Annotated in this window: 13 protein-coding genes; 6 read left to right on the forward strand and 7 right to left on the reverse strand. The window is 59.9% G+C overall.

Annotation, left to right across the window (positions count from 1 at the left end; all coding sequences use genetic code 11):
- Positions 1 to 3: 3 nt before the first annotated feature.
- Together ACFC5L_RS04680 and ACFC5L_RS04685 are read right to left on the reverse strand one after the other, a co-directional pair.
- Complete coding sequence (locus ACFC5L_RS04680) at positions 4 to 1,032, reverse strand: peptidoglycan -binding protein (RefSeq protein ID WP_375201440.1); 1,029 nt, start codon at positions 1,030 to 1,032, stop codon at positions 4 to 6.
- Positions 1,033 to 1,050: 18 nt separating this feature from the next.
- Positions 1,051 to 2,001, reverse strand: a complete 951-nt coding sequence (locus ACFC5L_RS04685) for a flagellar motor protein MotA (RefSeq protein ID WP_375201439.1) — start codon at positions 1,999 to 2,001, stop codon at positions 1,051 to 1,053.
- 301 nt (positions 2,002 to 2,302) lie between these two features.
- On the opposite strand from ACFC5L_RS04685, the gene ACFC5L_RS04690 reads away from it, so the two are divergent.
- Positions 2,303 to 2,656 (forward strand): hypothetical protein, encoded by a 354-nt coding sequence (locus ACFC5L_RS04690; protein ID WP_375201438.1) that lies wholly within the window; start codon positions 2,303 to 2,305, stop codon positions 2,654 to 2,656.
- Positions 2,657 to 2,753: 97 nt separating this feature from the next.
- Here ACFC5L_RS04690 and ACFC5L_RS04695 read toward each other — a convergent pair whose 3' ends face one another.
- The 3 genes from ACFC5L_RS04695 to ACFC5L_RS04705 all read right to left on the reverse strand — a co-directional run bounded on the left by ACFC5L_RS04695 (position 2,754) and on the right by ACFC5L_RS04705 (position 7,636).
- On the reverse strand, positions 2,754 to 5,492 hold the full coding sequence (locus tag ACFC5L_RS04695; protein WP_375201437.1) for a M16 family metallopeptidase: 2,739 nt from the start codon (positions 5,490 to 5,492) through the stop codon (positions 2,754 to 2,756).
- A gap of 148 nt (positions 5,493 to 5,640) precedes the next feature.
- The gene (locus ACFC5L_RS04700; protein ID WP_375201436.1) at positions 5,641 to 6,210 is read right to left on the reverse strand and encodes an ActR/PrrA/RegA family redox response regulator transcription factor; all 570 of its coding nucleotides are present in this window, start codon (positions 6,208 to 6,210) and stop codon (positions 5,641 to 5,643) included.
- 79 nt (positions 6,211 to 6,289) lie between these two features.
- Positions 6,290 to 7,636 (reverse strand): ActS/PrrB/RegB family redox-sensitive histidine kinase, encoded by a 1,347-nt coding sequence (locus ACFC5L_RS04705; protein WP_375201435.1) that lies wholly within the window; start codon positions 7,634 to 7,636, stop codon positions 6,290 to 6,292.
- Positions 7,637 to 7,719: 83 nt separating this feature from the next.
- Here ACFC5L_RS04705 and ACFC5L_RS04710 point away from each other — a divergent pair, with 83 nt between their 5' ends.
- On the forward strand, positions 7,720 to 8,322 hold the full coding sequence (locus ACFC5L_RS04710) for an SCO family protein (RefSeq protein WP_375201434.1): 603 nt from the start codon (positions 7,720 to 7,722) through the stop codon (positions 8,320 to 8,322).
- A 216-nt stretch (positions 8,323 to 8,538) separates the two neighbouring features.
- Entirely contained in the window at positions 8,539 to 9,825 is a 1,287-nt protein-coding gene (locus ACFC5L_RS04715) for a polyhydroxyalkanoate depolymerase (RefSeq protein ID WP_375201433.1), read from the forward strand.
- A gap of 3 nt (positions 9,826 to 9,828) precedes the next feature.
- On the opposite strand, the gene ACFC5L_RS04720 is transcribed toward ACFC5L_RS04715, so the two are convergent.
- On the reverse strand, positions 9,829 to 10,209 hold the full coding sequence (locus ACFC5L_RS04720; protein WP_375201432.1) for a hypothetical protein: 381 nt from the start codon (positions 10,207 to 10,209) through the stop codon (positions 9,829 to 9,831).
- A gap of 52 nt (positions 10,210 to 10,261) precedes the next feature.
- Here ACFC5L_RS04720 and polA point away from each other — a divergent pair, with 52 nt between their 5' ends.
- Entirely contained in the window at positions 10,262 to 13,051 is a 2,790-nt protein-coding gene (polA, locus tag ACFC5L_RS04725) for a DNA polymerase I (protein WP_375201431.1), read from the forward strand.
- Between the two features lie 17 nt (positions 13,052 to 13,068).
- On the opposite strand, the gene ACFC5L_RS04730 is transcribed toward polA, so the two are convergent.
- On the reverse strand, positions 13,069 to 15,060 hold the full coding sequence (locus ACFC5L_RS04730) for an ArnT family glycosyltransferase (RefSeq protein WP_375201430.1): 1,992 nt from the start codon (positions 15,058 to 15,060) through the stop codon (positions 13,069 to 13,071).
- Positions 15,061 to 15,191: 131 nt separating this feature from the next.
- On the opposite strand from ACFC5L_RS04730, the gene ACFC5L_RS04735 reads away from it, so the two are divergent.
- A complete protein-coding gene (locus ACFC5L_RS04735) occupies positions 15,192 to 16,493 on the forward strand; it encodes a polysaccharide pyruvyl transferase family protein (protein ID WP_375201429.1) in 1,302 nt (433 codons plus the stop codon).
- Complete coding sequence (locus tag ACFC5L_RS04740; protein WP_375201428.1) at positions 16,490 to 18,427, forward strand: asparagine synthase-related protein; 1,938 nt, start codon at positions 16,490 to 16,492, stop codon at positions 18,425 to 18,427. The genes ACFC5L_RS04735 and ACFC5L_RS04740 overlap by 4 nt, the downstream gene beginning before the upstream one ends.
- Position 18,428 lies beyond the last annotated feature (1 nt).

Genomic DNA, 18,428 nt, shown 5'->3' on the forward strand with positions numbered 1-18,428 from the left:
TTTTTAACGCTCCGTCAGCTTGAATTCGATCCGCCGGTTCTGGGCGAGCGCTGCGGCGGAATAGCCTGAAACCAGCGGCGCGGCGGAACCGGAGCCGGTGGCGAGAAGGCGCCGTTCCGGCACGCCCTGGCTTTTCAAATATTGTACGACGGAAATCGCCCGCTGTGCGGAAAGATCGAGATTGGAATCGAATGCGGCGCGGCAGGAAGGCCCGAGCGGCGAGGCGTCCGCATGGCCGTCGACCCGTAAGACCCAGTTCACTTCCGTCGGAATGTCGCCCTGAATGTCGAGTAGGGCGGTGGCGAGCTTATTCAGTTCAACCTTGCCGGCCTCGCCCAGCGTCGCCGAGCAGGAGCCGAACAGAATATCGCTTTCGAAGATGAAGCGGTCGCCGACGACCTTGATATCCGTGCGGTCGCCGAGCGCTTCGCGCAAGGCTTCGAAGAACCGCGAACGCACTTCCTGAAGCTCCTGCACCTTGCGGGCGAGCGCGGCGTTGAGGCGTTGCGACAGGTTTTCGATCTGCGCCTGTTGTTCCTTGTCTTTGGCTTCCGCGGCGTCGAGCGCTTCCTGCAGGCTTGCAAGCTGGCGGCGCAGCGCCGCAACCTGTGCATTCAACGTGGCGATCTGGCTCTTCTGGTCGTCGGTGAGCGCTTTTTCGGCTTCAAGCTCTTCGGCGGAGGCGGCGACGGCGGCTTCGCTGGTCGCCAGCGCCGCGGCGAGTCCCGCAAGTTCGGAATCCTTTTGCTTGATGGTGTCTTCCAGCGACAGGATTTGCGCCTGAAGGCGTTCCTTGTCGGCTTGAGCGAGGCCGAGCTGGTCGTTGAGGGAATTGATCTGGGCGATCAGGCGCGCCAGTTCGGAATCCTTGTCGGCGAGTTCCTGTTTGACGACATTCAGCCGGTCGCCAAGATAGAACTGGGCCACGACGAAGATCGACAAGACGAACATCAGGACGAGCAACAGGGTCGACAGACCGTCGACAAAGCCCGGCCAGATATTGGCTTCGCTGCGAGAGCGCCGTCGCGCCATGATACTTCCCCGCCGCCCCTAGTCTTTACCGCCAACGCGGATAAGCGTCCGGTTGAGGGCTCTGATTTCATCCTTGAGTTCTGCCGTCTGTCCGGCGGCGGCCTTGATCTGTGTTTCGGTATTGGCGGCGAGCGCGGCTTCAAGCGCCTGGATGGCGCCCACGAGGTCGCCGTCTTCCACAGTGGCGGAATAGCTGGCGCCGCCCTTGCCGCTTGCGCGCACGGTTTCGGTCATCCCGGCGAGCCAGTCTTCAAGATCGGTATAGAAACGGTTTTGCGATTGCCCGGCCTGCAGGTCGAGAAAGCCGACAATCAGACTGCCGCCAAGGCCGAAGAGGGAGGATGAAAACGCCGTGCCCATGCCGGACAAAGGCTCGCGCAGATTGGCGATCAACTGCGAGACCGCATCTTCTGGCGCACCGCCCGCATTGGCGAGGCCGTTGATCGTGGCGGCGACGGCGTTGACGGTTTCGAGAAGCCCCCAGAAGGTGCCGAGAAGGCCGAGAAATACGAGAAGGTTCATGAGATAGCGGCCCATCTCGCGGCCTTCATCCATCCGTGTGCCGATGGAATCGAGAATGGCGCGGGACGATTCCGGCGAAAGCTTGCCGGAGCGGGTGTCCGCATCAAGGAGTAGCCGCGACATGGCGCCGATAAGGGCGGGCGCGCGCGGCAGGCGCGAGCGCGCCGGGTCGACAGATTCGCGGAACGCCTCCACCCACCGAACGGCCGGAGCGATGACGCCGGCCTGGCGCAGATTGTAAATGATGCCGATGGCGAGAACGCCGAGGATAAGCCCGTTGAGCGCGGGGTTGGCTTCGAAAGCGTCCAGCAGCAGCGGAGAGGGCTGCGGGCTCCAGGGCGAGAGATAGTAAACGATCGCGCCGACCACGAGCAGGAACAGCAGCATGTTCATGATATAGCGACCGGGCCGGACGAACTTTACCGACCGTTCAAGCGAGCGCGCCATGGATTTCCCCTTGCTCTAACCACCCCACACGTCCCGTTACAATATTCAAAAAGCGGGCCGGGGGATACTTCTTGGCGTCAATCTGTGACGCTTTCTTCGCTGCTTTTGCGCCGCTGTTCCGGTGCGGCAACGACTTATGTTTCAGCTCACGCACAGGGTGCGCAGAACTGTCATAAAATTCTTGCGCACATTTTGCGCATTTTCCTTGACGTGACAGTTAGATGACATGTATATGACAGTTTAGTGACAAGCGTTGTCATGATTCTATTCATCCATTTTTTCCAACGGAAAGGAGCATAAAATGAAGATAAAACAAGCTCTTGCCGGGATCGCCGCCACACTCGCCTTTGGCGCGGCTGCGATCGCTGCTGATTTCGGGTCCGCCCCCTCTGATTTTGAGGCGCTGACTGTTGAGTATTTTGGGGAGCGTCTGACCGATCCGCGCGCGGCGCGCTACGATTTCACGGGCGAGCCATATCAGGTTTTCGCCGACCTTCGCGGCTATGAGGGCGTGCCATGCTGGGCCGTGGATGTGCGTGTGAAGGCGCGCATGCCCAATGGCCGGCTTGGCGGCTATGTCCCCTATACGGTGCTGTTCCTCGATGGCGAGGCGATTGCTCTGGAAGCGGACGTAATCCGGATGGTTCGCGCTTAACGCACGAACAAAGCCTCGGAATCAAAAACGCCGCCCTTATGGGCGGCGTTTTTCTTTGTTCTCTTCCCCCCCGCTCGCGGGGGAGGTGAGGCTACTTTTAAAGATCGCTGGCGCTCATCACTTCGATTGCGCCGAGATTGAGCGAGCGCACACCCGCTTCGATCTGCTCGCGGTCGCCGACGATCACCCAGATGAGTTTTTCAGGATGAATGACCTCCGCGGCGGCGGCGGTGATGTTCGGGATCGTGAGCGCTTCATATTTGTCCTTCACCGTCGCCGGATAATTCCAGGGGCGGTTATAGCGCGCGCTCGATGTCAGGCTGCCCAACACATCGCCCGAGGTTTCATAAGACCCCGGAAGAGAGCGGACATTGTTGAGCACCGTGCGTTCAAGCTCGGCCGGGGTCGCCGGGCGGGTCGTTTTGTAAGCGTTGAGCTCCTTCAGGAGTTCGCCAAGCGACTCCTTGGTCTTGTCGGTTTGCACCGGCGCATAGACCATGAAGGGGCGCTGTCCTTTTGCGCCTTGCAGGAAGGTGTAGGCGCCATAGGCCCAGCCCTTGTCTTCGCGCAGGTTCATATTCACCCGCGCCGAGAATTGCCCGCCAATAATGTCGTTCATGGCGTTGATGGCGATTTCATCGGGCGCATTTGACGGCGGCGCCACATGCGCAGCGAGGATCAGCGATTGCGGCGAGCCCGGCTTGTCGACGATGATCACTTTGCCGCTCTCGGGAAGGTCAACTTCCGCGACGTTTTTCTGCGGCATCGGCGTCGAGGGCGCCGACCAGCGATTGAAGGCGGCCTCAAGCATCGGCTTGATTTCATCCATGGTGGTGTCGCCGACGACAAAGATGGTGGCGTTGTCGGGGCGCATCCATTTGTCATGGAAGCCGACGAGGTCGTCGCGGGTGAGCGAGTTGATCGAGTCAACAGTGCCGGAGCCGGTGAGCGGCACGGCGTAAGCGTGACCGTCGCCATAGATCTGCGGCGGCAAGAGACGCAGCGCGAGCTGAACCGGATTGGCTTTTTCCTGTTCGATCGCCGCGAGCCAGCGCCCGCGCAGCTTGTCGATTTCCGATTGCTCAAAGGACGGATTGCGAATGACGTCGGCGAGAATGTCGAGCGACGGACGCAGATTTTCCTTAAGCGCCGACATGCTGACGCCGTTGACGTCGAGATTGGCGCCCGAGCCTAAAGTGGCGCCGAGGGCTTCCAGCTCTTCGGCGATGTCGGCGGCGGACCGGCGCGCCGTGCCTTCGTCCAGCATGGATGCGGCGAAAGAAGAAGCGCCGAGTTTGCCGCCGTCAACGGAATCCGCCGCATAACCGGCGTCGAATTGCACCGACATTTCAACCAGCGGCATGGTGTGGCGTTCGGCGAGCACCAGTTTCACGCCATTATTGAGGGTCGTTTCCTGGATTTCGGGGAAGACGAGGTCCGGTGTTGTCGTCACCGCCGGAAGACCGGTCGACCGGTCGACGGTCGATGCGGTGGTCGAATATTCCGGGAAGGGCAGAACGTCGAGCTGGTAATAGCCGGCGTTCATCACATCGCGCGCCGCGGCGAGCACGTCTTTCGGCGTCGCTTCTTCGAGCCATTCAAGCTGTTTCAGAATAAAGCCGGGATCGTCGGCGTAGAGCGCGCCTTGCGCGAGCGCCGTCGCCTTGCCGCCGAAACCGCCGATTTCCTCAAGGCCGCGCAACACGTCCGCCTTGATGCTGGTTTTCGCCCGCGACAGTTCATCCGCGGTCGGGCCTTTGGCCAGGAACTCGGCGAGGACAGTTTCCATTTCGCGTTCGACTTCGGCGCGGTCGGCGTCGGCTTTGGCGTCCACCGTAACGGAGTAAAAGCTCAACAGCTCCTGATCCTGATTATTGGCAGTCGCGGACGTGGCGATCTGAAGATCGTCAATGAGGTGCTTGTAAAGGCGGGATGTCTTGCCGCCGCCGAGCACTTGCGCGGCAAGATCGAGCAGCACGGCGGCGCGCGTCGTGCGGCCCGGGGCCACCCAGTTGCGGTCAAGGCGCGGTTGCGGCACGCGGTCATACATGACTTCGCGCTTGTTCACGTCGAGCTTCGGCGCGTTGGCTTTGGTTTGCGTCACCGGCGGGCCGGCGGGAATGTCGCCGAAATATTTCTCGACAAGCGCTTTGCCGGTTTCGCCGTCAATGTCGCCGGCGAGAACCAGCACGGCGTTCGCCGCGCCGTAATAATCCTTGAACCACTGTTTCGCGGTTTCAAGCGAGGCTGCTTCAAGGTCTTCCATGGAGCCGATGGTTGAGTGGCTGTAGGGATGGCCGGCAGGCAGAAGGCCTGCGAGGGTTGAATATTCCATCATGCCGTAAGGCTGGTTGTCGCCCTGGCGCTTTTCGTTCTGCACAACGCCGCGCTGCTCATCGAGCTTTTCCTGCGTCACGGCGCCAAGAAGATGGCCCATGCGGTCGGATTCCATCCAGAGCACGCGCTCAAGCGCCGTTGTCGGGACGGTCTGGAAGTAATTGGTCCGGTCGAACCAGGTGGTGCCGTTAAGGCCCGTGGCGCCGACTTCTTCGAGCGGGCCGAACCAGTCATCGTCGAAATTCTCGGAGCCGTTGAACATGATGTGTTCGAACAGATGCGCGAAACCCGTCTTGCCTTCAGGCTCGGCTTTCGAACCCACATGATACCAGATCGAGACGGCGACGAGCGGCGCCTTGCGATCCTCGTGAACAATGAGCCTCAGACCGTTGTCGAGCGTGAACTCTTCATAGGGAAGATCGATATCCGCGGCGGACGCGGCGACAGGCGCGAGCGCCAGCATGGCGGCGCCGGCGAGCATCGGCAGGAAATGACGCATGGAAGACCCCTTCTGGAAAAAATCTGTATCGCTCGTTGTGGCAATTACAGGCGGGAAGGGCAAATCATAATGCCATGCGGCATGATCGGCTTGCCGCGCTTGTCGCACGGCTCACCGCAAGCCGGTTTGGGTAAATGGGGCTTTAAGCCTATTTCGGCGCGCGTTTGGCGAGAATACGTTGCAGCGTGCGGCGGTGCATGCCGAGGCGGCGCGCTGTTTCCGAGACATTATGATCGCATAGCTCATAAACGCGCTGGATATGCTCCCAGCGCACCCTGTCGGCGGACATGGGGTTTTCCGGCGGGGCTGGGCGCTGGCCCGGACGCGCCAGCAAAGCTTTTTCGACATCATCGGCGTCTGCGGGTTTGGAGAGATAGTCGATGGCGCCGGCTTTCACTGCCGCGACGGCGGTCGCGATATTGCCATAGCCGGTCAGCATCACGACGCGGCAATCGTCCCGCTTTTCCCGGATGCGCTCCACCACCTGTAAACCGTCGCCATCCTCAAGCCGCAGATCCACCACGGCGAAGGCCGGCGGGATGTCTTTGATCATGGCTTCCGCGTCAGTGACGCCAGCGGCGAGGATCGGCTGAAAGCCGCGTTTTTCAAGCGCGCGGCCCAGCCTTGTGCGAAAGGGCTCGTCATCATCGACAATCAAAAGCGTCGCGTCTTCAGGCAGGGATTGATCGTCTACGCGGGCTTCGTCGAGATTGGTCATGCTTTTAACCGGGCTTTATTTTGAGTGTTTTTTCTTCACTGGAATATCCGCCCCATAAATGCGCTTTTTTGCGCGGATTTCAAGCAATTAGGCCAGAAGATCGGGCGCCGAGCGGCCATTCCGCCTGAACCCATGCGCCGGCGCTTTTGCGCTCGCTGTTTTCTAGCGGGCGGTTGTCAAAGCGGATCGTGGCGCCGCTTGATTCCAGAAGGGTTTTGGCGATGAAAAAACCAAGACCGAGCCCGGTTTTGCCGCCTCTGGCGCTGACATAGGGTTCGCCAAGCCGGGTGAGAATTTCCGAGGAAAAGCCCGGCCCGTCGTCGTGAACGCTCAGGATCAGGCGGGACGCATCCCAGTCGGCCCGGATCAGCACCTCGCCGCGGGCATAGCTGGCCGCGTTCTCGATGAAATTCCGTAAGCCGAAAATGATTTCGGGACGCCGTTTTAAGACCGGCTCCGGCGCGCCGTCGAGACTTTTGCTTTCAATGCGGATATCCGGTCCCCCGGGTTGATCGAGGAACGGCCCGGCGGCTTCGCGCATCAGCGCATTCACGCTGAGCTTGTCATGCATCAGGTCCCCGGCGTCGCCATGACGCGACAGCCGCCCGAGAATGTCCCTGCAGCGTTCGGCCTGGCTGACGAGCAGGGCCGCATCGTCGATGAGGTCGTCTTCTTCCGGATGGGCGCGCTTGAAATCGCGCAGCATTTCTTTCGCCGTGAGCTGGATCGTCGCCAGCGGCGTGCCGAGTTCATGGGCGGCGGCGGCGGCGAGCCCGCCGAGCGCCGTCAGCCGTTCTTCGCGGGAAAGAACGAGCTGCGTCGCGGCCAGCGCCGATCGCATTTGCGCCGACTCCGCCGCGATGCGGTGCGCATAGGCGGCGAAGAAGGCGATTGAAAAGGAAAGCGCCGCCCAGACGCCGGCCTTGTAAACCGGCGCGAGGTCAAGCGATTCCTCCGCATACCAAGGAATGGGCATGTGATTGACCGCGAGAATGCTGACGCCGGCGATCGCCAGCGCTGCGATGCCGATGGTGAAACGCAAGGGCAGAACGCTCGCCGCAATTGTGACCGGCGCAATGATGAGCGCGGAAAAAGGATTTTGAATGCCGCCGGTAAAAAATAGAAGCGCGCAAAGCTGGATGATGTCGAAGGCGATATAGGCTGCTGCTTCGCGATCGGACAAAAACCGTTGCGGCGAGAAACGCAGCACCGTGAATAAATTGAGCCAGGCGCTGGCGGCGATAGCGGCGAGACAAAGCCCAAGCGGCGTTTGAAAGCCGAGGGCGAAATGCACGATGACGATCGCCACCGACTGGCCGAGGACAGCGAGCCAGCGCAACGCGGTCAGCGTCCTGAGGCGCACCGGCCCGCGCAAGGCGTTCATCGCTTCCTGGACATCCTGGTTTTCAGCAAAAGCATGCGGCATTCCGCGCTTTTAGCTTGTATGTCCTTTGAAAGGAAAGCTGCTAAGGAAGGGCGCAGACCCGTAAAGACTGACCGGAGACCGGCATGATCCGTTTCCTCGCTCCCAAATTTCTCGCGACTGGCTTCATTCTTCTTGCTGCGGCCTGCAGCGGCGGCGAACCGGAAGCCGCCATCCCGAAAGAAGGCGTCATCGCGCTTTCCAGTCAGTTCACGGGGGATTTCGATCTCGTCGACAAGGCCGGCCAGGCCGTCGCCGATGAAGATTTCGAAGGCAAGGTAATGCTGGTTTATTTCGGCTTCACCAACTGCCCCGATGTCTGTCCCGGCGATATCGGCGTGATGAGCGCGGCCCTGAACGAGCTTGGCGATGACGCGGACGAGGTGGCGGCGGTTTTCATTTCTGTCGACCCGGAGCGTGACACGCCCCAGGCGCTGACGGATTATTTCGCCTTTGACCAGCGGATCACGCCGCTGACCGGGTCTGTGGAGGCCGCCGAAGCGGCCCGGCGCGCCTACAAGCTGGTGGCGCAAAAAGAACCTTTGCCGGATAGCGCTATTGGCTACACCGTCAATCACGGCCGGTTCTTCTATATCAATGACCGCAACGGCCAGCCCCAGCACGCCATTATCGGCGGCGTCAGCCCCCAGGAACTGGCCGCCCTTTTGCGCCGGGAAATCCGGAAATAATCAAAAAATAGATTTTCGACTGAAAATCAACAGGTTACGAGACTTTTGTCTGGGCCTGTGGAAGTTTGCAAAACCGTCATAAATGATTGATTCCGTCCTGCAATACGGCGCATAGTCCCGGCCTCTTTAGGTTTTTGCGCATTTTTTGTGCTATGCAGCATAAAACGGATAAGATGGGCTTTGAGCCCCAGTAGAGTCAGGACGCCCCGCACCCCCATGTTGTACACTGCATACGAGCTTGCTTACGCCGCCGTTGCGCCTGCGCGCATCGCCGCCGGCATGGGCGCCAAATTCTGGCGTTCATCCATGAATCCCGCCGCTGAGAGCTGGTTCGGCCGGTCCACCGCCGCTGCGCTCGATGTTTTTGAACACGCCATGCGCCGGTATCCGAAGCCGGAATGGGGGATCGACTCCACTTTTGTAAACGGCGTCGAGGTGCCGCTAGTGATCCAGGAAGCGGTCAAGGAAGATTTCTGCACGCTGCTTCATTTTGAGCGCGATGCGGACGCGCTGGCGAAAGCGAAGGGAAATAAAGAGCCCGATCCGAAAGTGCTGATCGTCGCGCCGCTCTCCGGCCACTATGCGACGCTGTTGCGCGGCACGGTGGAGGCGATGCTTCCCGATCACGATGTCTACATCACCGACTGGATTGATGCGCGGCATGTGCCGCTCTCGGCCGGGCGTTTCGATCTCAACGACTATGTCGATTATCTGATCGGTTTTTTGCGCAAGATCGGACCTGGAACTCACGGCATGGCGGTGTGCCAGCCGGGCCCGGCGCTCCTCATCGCCGGGGCGGTGATGGCGGAGGATAACGATCCCATGCGTCCCGCCTCGATCACGCTGATGGGGAGCCCCATCGATACGCGCCGCTCGCCCACGGTGCCCAACAAGCTTTCACAGGAGCGCCCGCTTCACTGGTTCGAGCAGAACATGATTTACACGGTGCCCGCGCCTTATGCCGGCGCCATGCGCCGCGTCTATCCGGGCTTCGTGCAGCTTTATTCGTTCCTGTCCATGAATTCCGACCGCCATGTGAACGCACATTACGATTACTTTCAGCATCTCGTGGATGGCGATGGCGACAGCGCGGAGAAACACCGCAATTTCTATGACGAATATCTCTCCGTACTCGATATGACGGAAGAGTTTTATATCCAGACGATCCAGGAAGTGTTCAAGGAGCATTCCCTGCCGGACGGCAAGTTCATGCATCGCGGCCGCCGCGTGAAGCCGGAAGCCATCACCGACATTGCGCTGATGACGGTCGAAGGCGAAAATGACGACATTTCCGGCATCGGGCAGACCCAGGCGGCGCACGATCTTTGCGTCAACCTGCCGGAAAAAATGCAGCTCGATTATATCCAGCCCGATGTCGGCCATTACGGCGTGTTCAACGGGTCGCGCTGGCGTTCGGAAATTCAGCCCCGTATCGCTGACTTCATGCGCATGGCGGCGAAGGAAGCGGCCAAGCGCCAGGACGTCAAAACGGCGGCGGAATAAACGTCAATTCGCTTTCGATAAAAACGCGATGGGAAGGCCACCGGCGCCTTCAAGATAATAGATGCGCTCGCCATGGGCGTCGTCGGGGCCTTTAACGTCGAGGCCGTTCTTTCTGGCGTGTTCCGCGTAAGCGTCGGCGTCGTCCACAACGATTTGCAGCATCGTCATCTCCGGCATCTGCTCGCCGGCCGCCCAGAGTTCGATCCAGCTGCCAAGCCCTTCTTTGGCGCCCTCGTCCACGGGAAAGACAGCGCCCGAAAAGCCGTCGCTTTGCCCCAAGTCCATGGGGCTGAGGCCAAGTCCGTTTTCCCCAAGCAATGCTGCGATGGCTTTGGCGTCATCGGCGTGTGCGACTTTGCAAAAGCGAATGCCTAGAACTTTCATGGGCGATCTCCTATTGAAGCCGGGGCAGGCATAAAAAGGAACGCTACGACAAATGGCGGCGAAATCCAAAAGCGCAACGCGTCTCTACCTCGTTGATGGATCCGGATATTTATTCCGGGCCTATTTCGCCATGGCGCGCTCGCGAGAGGGGCTCACCCGTCAGTCAGACGGGCTGCCGGTCGGCGCCGTGCTCGGTTTTTCGAACATGCTCAACAAGCTGCTTACGGATATGCAGGATGAGCATGACCCGACCCATCTTGCGGTTATTTTTGACTATTCGGGCAAGACGTTCCGCAACGAGATTTACCCCGACTATAAAGGCAACCGTCCTGACGCGCCGGAAGATCTGATCCCGCAATTTCCGCTCGTGCGTGAAGCGACCCGCGCCTTCAATGTTCCCTGTATTGAGACCGAAGGTTTCGAAGCCGATGACATTATCGCGACTTATGCGCGCCAGGTAGAGGCCGATGGCGGCGAAGTCGTCATCATCTCGTCCGACAAAGATCTGATGCAGCTTGTCTCCGACAAGGTCTCGATGTTCGACCCTATGAAGAACAAGAAGATCAGCCGCGAAGAAGTCATAGAAAAATTCGGTCTGGGCCCGGAACATGTCGTCGACATTCAGGCGCTCGCCGGCGATTCATCCGACAATGTGCCGGGCGTGCCGGGGATCGGCATTAAAACCGCGGCGCAACTGATCGAGGAATATGGCGACCTTGAAACGCTTTTGAGCCGCGCCGAAGAGATCAAACAGAACAAGCGGCGCGAAAACCTGATCGAATTCGCCGAGCAGGCGCGCATCTCAAAGCAGCTTGTGGAGTTGCGCACGGACGTGCCGCTGGAGTTTCCTGTTGATGAATTGTCGATGCGGACCATCGACCTTGATCTGTTGCTGCCCTTTCTCGAGGAAATGGAGTTCAACAAGCTTATTGATCGCGTAAAACGCGAAGTCGGCATGGCGGATATCGACGCGCGGTCGGGCCCGCCGCCGGCGCCGGAAGGCGCGACCGCCTATGAAACGGTCTTCGACGAAGCAGCGCTTAAAGCCTGGCTTGCGCGCGCCTATGAACGGGGCGTGATCGCCGTCGACACCGAAACAAACAGTCTCGACGCCATGCAGGCCGATCTTGTGGGCGTGTCCTTGTCGACGCAGGCGGGAGAGGGCTGTTACATCCCGCTCGGCCATGGCGCCGAAGGGCTTGCGCTCGACGACGAAGACACGGGCAAACAGATCCCGCTCGACAAGGCGCTGAAGCTTTTAAAACCGATGCTTCAAGATGAAAGCATTCTCAAAGTCGGGCAGAATCTGAAATATGACGCGCTCGTCCTGTCACGCTATGGAATCGACGTCGCGCCTTTCGATGACACGATGCTCATGTCTTACGCCCTTGATTGCGGAAAAGGCGGTCACGGCATGGACGAGCTCGCCAAGCGCCATCTCGACTATGACACGATAAAGTTCTCCGATGTCGCCGGAACGGGCAAGAAAGCCAAAACCTTCGATCAGATCGCGATCAAGGACGCCGCCAAATACGCCGCCGAAGACGCTGACATCACGTTTCGCTTGTGGGAAATCCTGAAGCCGCGTCTTGCCGCAGAAGGCAAGACGACAGTCTATGAAACGCTTGAGCGCCCGCTCGCGCCGGTGATCGTCGCCATGGAGCGGGAAGGCGTGAAAATCGACAAGGCGGTGCTGGCGCGCCTGTCTTCCGATTTTGCGCAACGCATGGCGGCTTCCGAAGCGGAAGCCTACAAACTCGCCGGCGAGGAGTTCAATCTCGGTTCGCCGAAACAGATTTCCGAGATTCTTTTCGGCAAGCTGGGCCTGCCCGGCGGCAAAAAGACGGCCAAAGGCGCCTGGTCGACGAAAGCGGACGTTCTGGAACAGCTCGCGGCGGAGGGGCATGAACTGCCGCAGGTGTTGCTCGAATGGCGGGGGCTTTCAAAGCTTAAGAGCACCTATACTGACTCGCTGCCGACCGAAATCAATCCGGAAACCGGCCGGGTGCACACCTCTTACGCCATGGCGTCGACAACGACAGGCCGTCTCGCCTCAACCGATCCCAATCTTCAAAACATTCCCATACGGACGGAAGACGGCCGCAAAATTCGCACCGCGTTCATTCACGAAAAAGGCAATGTTCTGATCTCTGCCGACTACAGCCAGATTGAATTGCGGCTTGTTGCGCATATCGCCGATTTAAGGTCCATGAAACAGGCGTTTGAAGATGGCGTCGATATTCACGCCATGACGGCGTCGGAAATGTTCGGCGTGCCGGTCAAGGATATGGATCCGATGGTGCGCCGACGCGCAAAGGCGATCAATTTCGGGATCATTTACGGCATCTCCGCTTTCGGTCTCGCCAATCAACTCGGCATTTCACGCAGCGAGGCGAAGGATTACATTGATTCCTATTTCGAAAAATTTCCCGGCATTCGCCAATATATGGATGACACCATCGCATCGGCGAAAGAGCGCGGGTTTGTGGAGACGATCTTTGGCCGGCGCACTTATGTGGGCGGCATCAATGACAAGAACCCGGCCATGCGCGGCTATTCAGAACGCCAGGCGATCAACGCGCCTATTCAGGGCGCCGCGGCGGACGTGATCCGCCGGGCGATGATCCGTATGCCGGCGGCGCTGAAGAAAGCGCATTTGAGCGCGAAAATGCTTTTACAGGTGCATGACGAACTGATCTTCGAATGCCCGAAGGGTGAAGCGGACAAAACCTGTGAGACTGTTTCTGAAATCATGATGGGCGCGCCGGCGCCGGCGGTGAACCTATCGGTGCCGCTTGTCGTGGATGCGCGCGCCGGCAAGAACTGGGACGAGGCGCACTAGACGAAAGCGCGTGGCTTTTATGGCTGGCGGAAACCCGCGCGGCAGCGATCCGGGGCGTCCGCGAAGGTGTAAAAGGCGAGGCGCGGGTCGTCGCCGAAAAGCGGGCTCGGCGCCCATAAGGTTTCCGGGGCGACCGGCGCGGTCAGATACGGCGCCGCCACGTCCACTGCGAGCGGGTTGTGAAAATAAACGCACCGCCCGGCGGCTTTGAACGCCATCGCCGCCGCGCCGTTATTTTCAGCGAAACGTTTCGCCGACGCCATCACGAAGACACCTCGTTGCTCGGCGGGGATGAGGCTTGTCTGCAACGGCGTCAGCACCAGCGAACCTTCGGGGATCGGCGCTGACGCGTCAATGGCCATGGCGCGCTGTTCGGCGCGGGTGCGTTCATGCACGATCTCTTCATAGATGTTGATAGCGGCGGCATAGGCGAAAGCGAACAGCGACAGTGCGACTGCGGCTTTTCGCGCAGCCTCTTTTTTCGTGAAGATAAAGCCGACAATCGCCGCGCCGAGAAAAGCGGCGATCAACCACTGCGGATAAAGGGCGCCCGGCGCTAAAAACCGCTCCTGCGCTTGCCCGAGTTCCTGCAGGCCGAGATAAAGGGCGCCGGCGAGGAGGAGGGAGGCGAGAATCAGTTGCCGCTCAATCGGCTCGCCCTTGCGCAATTCGCAAAACCCGTTCGCCGCCAGCATGGCGAGGAAGGGAAGCGCGGGGATGAAATAGCGCATGGAGTAGCTGCCGCCGCCATGCCAGTGATTCATGGCGTAAAAACAGATGGGCGCGGCGATGGCGAGCGCGCTGAGGCCCGCCGCCATCGTATTGCGGCCGCGGATCGCATTCCAGCAAGGAAGGATGAGAAGCGTCATCCAGGGCAGGCTCTGGATCAGCGCCTTTTTCGGATAGCCCCAGAAAAGCAAATGGCCATAGGCGTTTTTCTCAACCCCCACCTGATGATAGGCGTCATGAGCCTGCAGATTGATCACGAGCACGTAAAGCCCGGTGATGGCGCGCCATATGAATTCACGCAACGGGGCAATGGCGAGCGCGGCGCCGGCAAGCGCGAGCGCTGCGATCAGGGCATAAACTCGCAATGGTTTTGACAAAGCGGCCTTCACAAGCGCCGGCGCATTCACCGCCCAAACCGCGATAAGGGCGGCGCTGGCGGCGATGGCGATGGGAATATATCGCGCGCCGCTGTCGAGCCCCAAATCGTCGCCATAGCTGAGCGGCGTAAACGCGCCGAATTTTATCTCGTTAAGTACAGCCGAAAGAATTAGCCCCGGCGCCATGCCGAGGACCACCAGAACGGGCGCCAACCGGTCCCGCGGCCGGGCGAAGAGTTGCAGCCAGAAGAAAATGATGAGCCCAGCGAGAAAAACATCCACGCGCACATTCAATCCGCAACCGACCAGAAAGCCGGAGAGGACAAAGAGCAGCAATCCGTTGCGCCGCTGCGCCGATTGGTGCGCGACAACAGCGGTAAAAACCGCGCCGAGCCAAAAAGCGAGGGCGAGCATATGCGGCCATATGCCGAGCGCATAAGTAGGGGTAAGCGTTGCAACGGCGAAAATCCCTGCGGTCCAGGCGGCGGTTTCATCCGTATAAAACCGTTTCGCCAGCGCATGGGAAAGCCAGATGCTGAGCGCAAAGGCGAGCGCATTCATCAGCATCAATCCATGAGCGCCGAACACCGCATAAAAGGGGGCGGCGAGGAAAGCGTATCCGCTTGGATATTGCGGCATGACCTTGCCGTCATGAGCGATGGTGAGGAACTTGGTCAGCGCCGGCGCATTCTCAACGCCGCCATTCTCGCCGATCGAAAGCGTCCCCCGCTCCGCCATGGCGCGCGCCATGTCATGATAGATCCCGCCATCGATGATGAACGGAACCCCCGGCGCCAGAAAGGCGGCAAGGACGATCAACACGCAAGCGAGGCTTACCCTGCGGGGCAGGGGGATCGCCGGTGCGGCGGCCCGGAAATCGCGAAGTGTCTCAATGGCGCTCATTAACCGGGATTATGGGCAATAATTAAGAATATATTGTTTACATCCAGCCTCGCCGACGCGTTCGTTAACCAATTCCATGATCGCCCCTATTAGGCTCTGTTGTCAGAGACAGTTTAGGAATGAGCCTCGCCATGAATGACGCCGCTACTCGTCTTGATCAGGCTGATATGCTGACGCGAAGCGACGCCGCCGCCGGCGACAAATCACGGGATGCTGATTCTGTAACCCGCATCGTTCTGACCGGCACTTACTGCGCGCGCAACAAGGGCGACGCGGCGATGGAGCTCTCCGCTGCTGCGGCGCTGGCCGAACGCTTCGGCGATGATGTCGAGGTGGTCATTCTCGCGCCCTTCGCAAAACAAGATCGCGATTTCTATGCGCCCCTCGCGGTGGTGCCCTGCAATCGGCGCAAGCTGATCCTGGGCACGTTGAATCTGATCGGCCTGTGGCTGGCGCAGCGGCTTGGTCTCTCCGTTTTTTGCCGCCGGGATCCCATGGCGCAGGCGCGCCTCGTCGTCGATCTCAGCGGCGACATGCTGACCGAAGATTACGGGCCCCATGTCGCTTATTCGCATTTCATTCCGTTCCTGCGCGCACTTGCATTGAAGAAACCCTATGTGATCTGCGCGCAATCCATCGGCCCGTTCAAACTGACCCTGCCCCTGGCGCGGTTCGTTCTGAACCGTGCGGCGGCGATCACTGTGCGCGATGAAATCAGCTTCGATTATCTGCAAGAGATTAGCGTCAATTCCGATCTGGTGACGCGTACGGCCGACCTCGCTTTTCTTTTGCCGCCGGCGGATGCGGCGCGCGCAGCGGCGCTCGATCCCCGCGCCCAAGACGATAGGCCTGTCATCGGCGTTTCCGTCAGCCGCATTGTCGCCGACCGCTATGACCGCCGCGCGGGGACAAAGGGCGCCTTTGTCGACATGGCGGCGGATGCGTTCGGCGCGCTCGCGAGCGAAACGGGCGCCCGCCTGCTTTTTGTCCCTCATGTAACGGGGCCGAGCCCCTCAAAGGACGATCGCAATATTTCTCGCGATGTCGCCGCGAAGCTGCCGGAAGGGATTGTCGCTGATGTCATCGGAGACGATTTGCGTCCGGAAGAATTGAAAGCGCTGATCGCCCGCACCGATCTTTTCGTCGGCGCACGCATGCACGCCAATATCGCGGCCTTGTCCTCTGGCGTTCCCGTCGTCGCCATCGCCTATAGCCACAAGACGCCGGGCATTATGCGGGCCTGCGGCGTTGAGGCGTATGTCGCTGACATCGATGCGCTGGCCCCATCTTCCTTCGAAGAGATGCTGGCGCGAGCATGGAAAGAGCGCGGCCAAATTGGCGAGACCTTGCGCGCATCTATCCCTTCGCAACGTCTTGCCGCATTACAAAACATCAGCGTCATCGAATCGGTAATGAAAGGCGGGACCGAATGAATTTCGCCTATGGCTCCGCGGGTGTTTCCGACCTCGAAAAAGAAATGCGCCGGCTTGACGACGCCCATCGCCCCCTGGGCGCCGCGCCGGACGCGCGGCGTTTTATGCATGACGAAGCGGCGCTTTGTCTTCAGTCCGACGGCGGCGCCGTCGCCGGCGCTGGTGAAGACGATGAGGCGATCCTCGTTCTTCTCGGCTCTCTCCATGAACCGGCGCCGCAATGGAGCGGCGACGGCGCGGCCGCCGACGATCCGAATGCGGCGGCGCGCTATCTTCTGGAACGCTGGAAGCGCTGCGGTCGGCGTTTTCTGGACGGGGTCGCCGGGGCCTATTGTGTCGCCTTGATCGACAAAAAGAGCGGCGATCTTCTTCTTGCTTCCGATCCGTTTGGCGGACGCAACTGGTTTATCGCAGAAGAAAACGGATGCCTTGCTTTCTCAAGCCGGGTGAGAGCGCTTGCCGCGTCTGGCGCCGCGCGCGCGCAGCTCGACCGGTCCTATGAAGATTTCCTTCTGGTCCACGGCTTTTATCCTTTCGGAAAAACCCCGTACAAAAATGTGCGAGCGCAGGATAAAGGCGAGATCATGATCTGGCGCGACGGCGCCGCCGCCAAAGACGCCATCTCGGCCTCCGGTCTGTGGCCGGAAATGACGGCGCGGGCGAACAGTCTTCAATCGGTTGAAGAGGCTGTTGAGCTTGTTCATGACGGCTTCATGGCGGCGTTGCGCGATCAACTCCCATCCGGGAACAAGAAGATCGCCGTTCTTCTCGGCGGCTTTGATTCAGCGCTTGTCGCCGCCGGCGCACATCGCCTCGGTTATGAAGTGGAGACGTACTCCTTTTTCTATGAGGATGCGCAGTATAATCAGCCCCATGCGGACACGCTCGCTGAACATCTCGGCATTCGCCATCACTGGGTGAAGATCACGCGGGAGATTGTCGAAGCGGGCCTCGGCGATTTTGCACATACTTTCAATCAGCCGACCAACTGGCCGAATTACGTCATCCAGACAGCGTATTTGTGCGACCGCATCCGCGAAAACGGAATTACGCATTGTTATAGCGGCGACGGCTGCGACGCTGTTTTTCTTGGCTATCCCGGAACCTATCAGCGCGCACAGATGGTGGCCTCGCTGCCCCGCGCGCCCAAAACGCTGTCGCGCGCCATGCTGGCGCTTGCAAGCATTCCGTTTCTTGAGAAAAATATCGGCCATCCCTATCGCGTCGGGCTTGGCTTGTTGCGCGGGCTGGGGCGTTCTGAAGCGGCGCGCACGACGCTTTCTTTCCGCGCTATGGATGAGTTGACCCTGAAGAATTTGCGCGCCGCCGCGCCCGAAGGCGGGCGGGCGATCGACGAGATTGTCGAGGAATTGAGCGCGCCCCATGCTGAGCTCGAACTCATGCGCCGGGCTTATCTCGGCAAGGCCATGGTCTCGCCCAACCGCAACAAGCTGATTGGCTCAGCCGACGCCTCCGGGGTCGCGATCCTGTCGCCCTATATGCATCCCGGGTTCAAAGCGGTGGCTTTATCCCTGCCCGTGGATCTGATGCGCCCTGACGGCGCGCAAAAGTCCGTCACCGGAAAATACATCCTTTCACGCATGGCTGAAGAGAAGGGATTATTGCCGCCGGAAATTATCCATCAGAAAAAAATGGCGGCGGTCGATGCGCCGGTCGACGCCTGGTATGCGGGCGCCATGCGCGATTTCATGACAGCGCAGATGCGCAACCTGCCGTTTCGGATCAATGATCGCGCCCTGCAACGCCTGCTTGATGAGAAGCCGGCGGAATGCTGGTTCCGCGACCGCATCATGACGGACAAGGTCATCTCTCATGCTGCGTCGATACTGGCGACTTACGCCAGTTTCACCGCGCCGTTCCGGGCTCCGAAGGAAACAGCGCAAAGCGCGCCGGGCTGGCGGGACACCGCCTGAG

This window comes from Hyphococcus sp., from assembly GCF_041986965.1.
Lineage (GTDB): Bacteria > Pseudomonadota > Alphaproteobacteria > Caulobacterales > Parvularculaceae > Hyphococcus.

Coding starts and splice junctions, on each gene's coding strand:
- ACFC5L_RS04680 (WP_375201440.1), bottom strand. CDS start 1,032: ATGGCGCGACGGCGCTCTCGCAGCGAAGCCAATATCTGGCCGGGCTTT.
- ACFC5L_RS04685 (WP_375201439.1), bottom strand. CDS start 2,001: ATGGCGCGCTCGCTTGAACGGTCGGTAAAGTTCGTCCGGCCCGGTCGC.
- ACFC5L_RS04690 (WP_375201438.1), top strand. CDS start 2,303: ATGAAGATAAAACAAGCTCTTGCCGGGATCGCCGCCACACTCGCCTTT.
- ACFC5L_RS04695 (WP_375201437.1), bottom strand. CDS start 5,492: ATGCGTCATTTCCTGCCGATGCTCGCCGGCGCCGCCATGCTGGCGCTC.
- ACFC5L_RS04700 (WP_375201436.1), bottom strand. CDS start 6,210: ATGACCAATCTCGACGAAGCCCGCGTAGACGATCAATCCCTGCCTGAA.
- ACFC5L_RS04705 (WP_375201435.1), bottom strand. CDS start 7,636: ATGCCGCATGCTTTTGCTGAAAACCAGGATGTCCAGGAAGCGATGAAC.
- ACFC5L_RS04710 (WP_375201434.1), top strand. CDS start 7,720: ATGATCCGTTTCCTCGCTCCCAAATTTCTCGCGACTGGCTTCATTCTT.
- ACFC5L_RS04715 (WP_375201433.1), top strand. CDS start 8,539: ATGTTGTACACTGCATACGAGCTTGCTTACGCCGCCGTTGCGCCTGCG.
- ACFC5L_RS04720 (WP_375201432.1), bottom strand. CDS start 10,209: ATGAAAGTTCTAGGCATTCGCTTTTGCAAAGTCGCACACGCCGATGAC.
- polA (WP_375201431.1), top strand. CDS start 10,262: ATGGCGGCGAAATCCAAAAGCGCAACGCGTCTCTACCTCGTTGATGGA.
- ACFC5L_RS04730 (WP_375201430.1), bottom strand. CDS start 15,060: ATGAGCGCCATTGAGACACTTCGCGATTTCCGGGCCGCCGCACCGGCG.
- ACFC5L_RS04735 (WP_375201429.1), top strand. CDS start 15,192: ATGAATGACGCCGCTACTCGTCTTGATCAGGCTGATATGCTGACGCGA.
- ACFC5L_RS04740 (WP_375201428.1), top strand. CDS start 16,490: ATGAATTTCGCCTATGGCTCCGCGGGTGTTTCCGACCTCGAAAAAGAA.